Annotated in this window: 6 protein-coding genes; 4 read left to right on the top strand and 2 right to left on the bottom strand. The window is 74.7% G+C overall.

Annotated elements, in window-relative coordinates:
• The 3 genes from ACIQOV_RS24660 to ACIQOV_RS24650 all read left to right on the top strand — a co-directional run.
• On the top strand, nucleotides 1–968 hold a 968-nt coding region (locus ACIQOV_RS24660), incomplete at its 5' end, for a glycosyltransferase (protein ID WP_401051833.1).
• 174 nt (nucleotides 969–1142) lie between these two features.
• Complete coding sequence (locus ACIQOV_RS24655) at nucleotides 1143–1817, top strand: thiol:disulfide interchange protein DsbA/DsbL (RefSeq protein WP_401051831.1); 675 nt, start codon at nucleotides 1143–1145, stop codon at nucleotides 1815–1817.
• Between the two features lie 118 nt (nucleotides 1818–1935).
• Nucleotides 1936–2811 carry an alpha/beta fold hydrolase gene (locus ACIQOV_RS24650; protein ID WP_401051829.1) on the top strand — a complete coding sequence of 292 codons (876 nt, stop codon included), beginning with the start codon at nucleotides 1936–1938 and terminating at the stop codon, nucleotides 2809–2811.
• Between the two features lie 111 nt (nucleotides 2812–2922).
• Here ACIQOV_RS24650 and ACIQOV_RS24645 read toward each other — a convergent pair whose 3' ends face one another.
• Nucleotides 2923–3669, bottom strand: coding sequence for an SAM-dependent methyltransferase (locus tag ACIQOV_RS24645; protein WP_401051827.1), 747 nt, complete (start codon nucleotides 3667–3669; stop codon nucleotides 2923–2925).
• Between the two features lie 57 nt (nucleotides 3670–3726).
• Entirely contained in the window at nucleotides 3727–4914 is a 1188-nt protein-coding gene (locus ACIQOV_RS24640) for a glycosyltransferase (RefSeq protein ID WP_401051824.1), read from the bottom strand.
• An 18-nt stretch (nucleotides 4915–4932) separates the two neighbouring features.
• Here ACIQOV_RS24640 and ACIQOV_RS24635 point away from each other — a divergent pair.
• Nucleotides 4933–5636: glutamate racemase (locus tag ACIQOV_RS24635; RefSeq protein WP_401051822.1), on the top strand; the 704-nt coding region annotated here is incomplete at its 3' end.

The following is a 5636-nucleotide window of genomic DNA, read 5'->3' as shown; positions in this document are numbered from 1 at the left end:
CCGTGGACTGCTCCGCCGCCCCCGGGTTGCGCTCCGCCGCCGTGCTGGGCCCCGGGCGGCTGCACCCGAGCACCCTGCGGGCGCTGCGCGCCGCCTCGCGCGCCGCCGACGTGGTGCTCGCCCACGGCTCGGACACCCTGGCCGCCTGTGCCCTCGCCCTGGCCGGGACCCGGACGCCCTTCGTCTACGTCTCGGTCGGCCACCCGCGCTACTGGACCGCCAACCGGCTGCGCCGGGTGCGCGGCGGCGCGCTGATGCACCGCGCGGCCGCCGTCACCACCCTCACCGACGAAGCGCGCGTCGTTCTGGAGGAGCAGTTCCGGCTGCCCGAGGGCAAGGTCCACGTGATCCCCAACTCCCGTGCCGCGGAGAGCTATCCGCCAGCCGACGGCCGGGACGACCGGAGGGCCGCGCGGCACGCGCTGGGCCTGCCGGCCGATGTGCTGCTGGTCGCCTGGATCGGGGCGATAGCTCCCGAGAAGCGGCTCGACCTCGCCCTGGACGTGCTCGACCGGCTGCCCGACGTCCGGCTCGCCGTCGCCGGGGACGGGCCGCTGCGCGAGACGCTGGCCCGCCACCCGGCCGCCGCCCGGGCCCACTTCCTCGGCCCGTTGTCCGACCCGGCCCCGCTCTACCGCGCCGCCGACGCGCTGCTGCTGACCAGCGACAGCGAGGGCGTGCCCGGCGCGCTGATCGAGGCGGCGCTGGCCGGGGTGCCCGCCGTGGCCACTGACGTCGGCTGGGTGCGCGAGGTGGTCCGGGACGGTGCGACCGGCGCGCTGGTCGCCCCCGGGGACCCGCTCGCCCTCGCCGAGGCGCTGGGCAAGGTGCTGGCGGTCAACCGGGCGGGCCTGGGCGCGGCGGCCCGGGCGCACGCGCTGGAGCACTTCGAGCTGGGTGCCGTCGTGGACGCCTGGCAGCACCTGGTCGCCGAGGTGTGGACGGCGGGCCCGGAGGCCGCCGGCTGACCCGCCGCGCACCCCGGTCCCGTGGGCCCGCCGAGTACGTCGGTTCTGTTGGCCCTGTCGGGTGGTCCGTCCCGTCAACGGGCGCGGGCCCGGGTGCGCCGATCGAGCGAATCCGGCCCTGCCTGCGCCGCAGCAACCGGCCGGTAGCGAACCGTCGCCAGCACACTGCCCGGTGTGAACTCGAAGTCGCTGCTGCGGTCCACCGTCCTGCTCGCCGTCGCCGTCGGGATTGCCGCGTCCCCTGTCCAGGCCGGCGCGATGTCCCACCAACCCCCTACCGAGGGCGCCAAGTTCGTCGAACTCGACCACCCGCAACCGGTGCGCGTGAGCGCCCGGACCGAGGCGGTCGAATTCTTCTGGTACGACTGCGGCCACTCCCAGGCGCTCGAACAGCCTTTGCGGGCCTGGGCGGAGAAGCACCGCGCCGATGTCGTGCTGCGCCGCGTCCCGGCCGTCTGGCCCGGCAGCCAGGACGAGGCCGTGCAACGCGGCCACGCCCGGCTGTACTACGCGCTGGACCGGCTGGGCCTGGTCGGCCGCCTCCAGACCAGTGTGTTCCGCGCCGTGCACAACGAGGGGATCGACCTCACCACCGAGGCCACCGCCACCGACTGGGCCGTGCGCAACGGCGTCGACGCCCAGGCGTTCGGACGGGCCTACCGCTCGGCCGCGGTGGGCCGGTCGGTCGACGGGGCCGCCGCCGCCTTCACCCGCTACGGCATCAACGAGCTGCCGACGGTCGTCGTCCAGGGCGAGTACCGCACCTCGCCGACCCAGGCCGGCGGGGTCGAGGCGATGCCCGAGGTGCTCGACCACCTGGTGCAGCAGGAGCGGCAGCACCGCCACTGAGCCGGCCCTCCCGGCCACGTCGGTGACATCGGATCAGCTCGCACATGTGCCTTGTCCGGCAAGCGGGTTGCCGGACAGGGGCCTTGCCTAACTGTTCAGATGCTGTTTAATGGTTAGCATGAGCGAGCTGACGATCCCGCACGTCCACCACCGCCACGTCGACGTCGACGGCCTGCGTGTCTTCTACCGCGAAGCCGGCCCGGCAGACGCGCCCGTGCTCCTGCTGCTGCACGGCTTCCCGTCGTCCTCCCACCAGTACGCCCGACTGCTCGACGCGCTCGGTACCCGCTACCGCCTGATAGCCCCCGACTACCCCGGGTTCGGCAGCAGCGACAGCCCCGCGCCCGGCACCTTCACGTACCGCTTCGACAGCCTCGCCGAGGTGATCGAGGGGTTCTGCCTCACCCTCGGCCTGGACCGCTTCGCGCTGTACGTCTTCGACTTCGGCGCCCCCGTCGGCCTGCGCCTGGCCACCCGGCACCCGGAGTGGATCACCGGCTTGGTGATCCAGAACGGCAACGCCTACGAGGAGGGACTCTCCGACCAGGCGCGGGAGTTCATCGCCAACAAGCGCGGCGTGCCGGGTGCCGAGCAGGCCGCCCGCTCGATCCTCACCCTGGACGTCACCCGCGACCAGTACGAGGGCGGCACGGGCGACCCGAGCCTGGTCGCCCCCGACGGCTGGACGCTCGACCAGCACTTCCTCGACCTGCCCGGCCGCAAGGACATCCAGGTCGAACTCGCCCTCGACTACTTCTCCAACGTCGAGCTCTACCCCGCCTGGCAGGCCTGGCTGCGCGCCGACCAGCCGCCCGCTCTGGTGCTCTGGGGCCTGGGCGACCCGTTCTTCACCGAGGCCGGCGCCCGCGCCTACCTGCGCGACCTGCCCGGGGCCGAGCTGCACCTGTTCGACACCGGGCACTTCGCCCTGGAGGAGAAGCTGCCCGAAATCGCCCCGCTGATCGACGACTTCCTCGCGCGGATCCCGAAGTAGCCGATCGCCGGGGCGGCGGGAACCCGGCCGCTCCGAACGCTCCAACGGAGCCGGAGGCTTCCGCGGCTTCGGCCGTCGCGGTCGCTCCGGTCACTTCAGTCGCGTCAGTCGTCAGTCGCGGCGCAGCAGGTACGTGACGAAGCCGAGCGTCCCCCGGTAGCCGTGCAGCCACTCGGTGCGGTGCCGGTCCGCGGCCTCGCGGGCGGCCGCCGCGCCCGGGTGGTCCGGGTGGTCCAGCGCCCACTCGGCCAGCGAGCCCGTCCAGGAGAACTCGTAGTCGTCCCACTCCTGTTCGGAGCTGGCGTGACCGAACACCGGCGTCCAGCCGTCCGCGAGGACCCGGTCGGTGGTCGTCGCCAGATCCGCGAAGTCCTCCCGGGCGGCGCCCAGCCCGTCCAGCGCCGGCTGCGACGGCTCGCGTTGCCAGAACCCTTCGCCGACCAGCAACCGGCCGCCCGGGGCCAGGAGTTCGCGGGCCGCGGCGAGCGTCGGCAGCAGACCGCCGAACGCGTGGGTGGCGCCGACGCACAGCACCAGGTCGAACGGCTCCCGCGCGGTGAACTCCCGTACGTCCAAGTGGTGCAGGCCGATCCGACGAACCACGCCGAGTGCGGTCGCGGTCTCCCGGGCCCGGGTCAGCGCGGCCGCGTCCAGATCCACGCCCACCGCCCGCCAGCCCGGATGGGCGGCCAGCGTCCGGAGCAGCCAGGCGCCCTCACCACAGCCCAGGTCCAGGGCCCGGCCCCGCTCCGTCCCGGCCGTGGCGCGGTCCAGCAACCGGGCCACCGACTCGTCCGCCAGCGGGGCCGCGACCGGGTGGCGGGCATGGGCGAGGCGGGAGATCTGCTGACGGTCCATCCGAGCAGTATGGAACGGGACGGCCCACCGCGCAGCGGGTTCGGCACGGGGGACTTCTCAGGCCCGGGAGTACGTCCGGCCCTTCCACGCGGCGCCCCGGCCGCGCCAGTGCCGCACCGCCGAGTCCACCGTCATCAGCAGGTACAGCCCCGCGGTGAACGGCAACAGCAGCACGGCCGCGGCCGACTGCCCGTAGTACCGGACCATCGGCAGGTACGTGCCCGCCATCAGCGCCCACGCCGCCCCGCCCGCGGCCGCCACCGGCGGCACCCCGCCCACCAGCCCGGCCACCGTCGCCACCGGCGGCACCAGATAGACCAGCCCCAGCCCCAGCACCGTCCCGAGCAGCAGCACGGGCGAGTGCCTGAGCTGGGCGTAGGCGCTGCGCGAGACCATCCGCCACAGCTGCTCCAGCCGCGGGTACGGGCGCACGCTGTCCACGTCGTCGGCCAGGCCCAGCCAGGTCCGGCCGCCGGCGGACTTCACCGCCCGGGCCAGCGACACGTCGTCGATCACCGCGCCCCGGATCGCCGCCACCCCGCCCGCCCGCTCCAGCGCCTCGCGCCGCACCAGCGAGCAGCCGCCGGCCGCGGCCGCCGTCCGGGCACCGGGACGGTTGCTCCGGCGGAACGGGTACAGCTGGGCGAAGAAGTACACGAAGGCCGGCACGATCAGCCGCTCCCAGCCGGTCTCCACCCGCAGCCGGGCCATCTGCGACACCAGGTCCAGCCCGTTGCTCTCGGCGGCGGCCACCAGCTCGGCCAGCGAATCCGGACCGTGCGCGATGTCGGCGTCCGTCAGCAGCAGGTACTCGACGTCCGGCCCGGCCAGCGCCACGCCGTGCCGCAGCGCCCACAGCTTGCCGGTCCAGCCCGGCGGCAGCGGGGGAGGGGTGGTGACGGTCAGCTCCAGCCCGTCGATCGTCCGCAGCTCCGCCGCCAGGGCACCGGTGCCGTCCGAACTGTGGTCGTCCACCAGGAACACCCGGGCCCGCCCCGGATACTTCTGCGCGAGCAGCGTCGGCAGGCTCGCCGGGAGCACCGGGGCCTCGTCCCGGGCCGGCACCACGACCGCCACCTGCGGCCAGCGGACCGGCGGGCGACGCGGCGGCAGCCGTACGTCGGTGCGCCAGAACGAACCGTGGCAGCACGCCAGCCAGAGCCAGACCAGCAGGGAGAACGCGGCGATCCACAGCAGGACGGTCACCCCGGCAGTCTGCCGCAGAACCGGGCCGGACGGGCGCATCGACTAAAGTCTTGACCCGTGAAGATCGCACTGATGGACTCCGGAATCGGCCTGCTGGCCGCCGCCGCCGCCCTTCGGAAGCTGCGCCCGGACGTGGATCTGGTGCTCTCTTCCAACCCGGCCTCGATGCCGTGGGGGCCGCGTACGCCGGAAGAGGTAACGGAGCTGGCCCTCGGCTGCTGCCGGGCCGCCGCCGTGCTCGAACCCGACGCGCTGGTGATCGCCTGCAACACCGCCTCCGTGCACGCGCTCGCCACCCTGCGGGCCGAGCTGGAGCCCGGGCTTCCGGTGATCGGCACCGTCCCGGCGATCAAGCCCGCCGCCGCGCAGGGCGGCCGGGTCGCCATCTGGGCCACCCCGGCCACCACCGGCAGCGACTACCAGCGCGGGCTGATCCGCGACTTCGGCGGTTCGGCGGACGTCACCGAGGTCGCCTGCCCGGGCCTCGCGGACGCGGTCGAGCACGGCGACGACGAGGCCATCACCGCCGCCATCGCCGACGCCGCCGCCCGGACGCCGGTCGGGACCGACGTCATCGTGCTCGGCTGCACCCACTACGAACTCGTCGACGACCGCATCCGCGCAGCCGTCGCCCCGACCGCCTCGCCGGGGCTCACCCTGCACGGCTCCGCCGACGCCGTGGCCGCCCAGGCCCTCCGCCGCGTCGCCGACCCCACCCGGACGGGCGGCGGCACCCTCACCGTCCTCCACGCCGGCGCCCC

It is taken from the genome of Kitasatospora sp. NPDC091257, assembly GCF_044757675.1.
In the GTDB taxonomy this organism is placed as follows: Bacteria; Actinomycetota; Actinomycetes; order Streptomycetales; family Streptomycetaceae; genus Kitasatospora; species Kitasatospora lactacystinica.
This window is presented reverse-complemented; position numbering and strand designations above follow the sequence as displayed.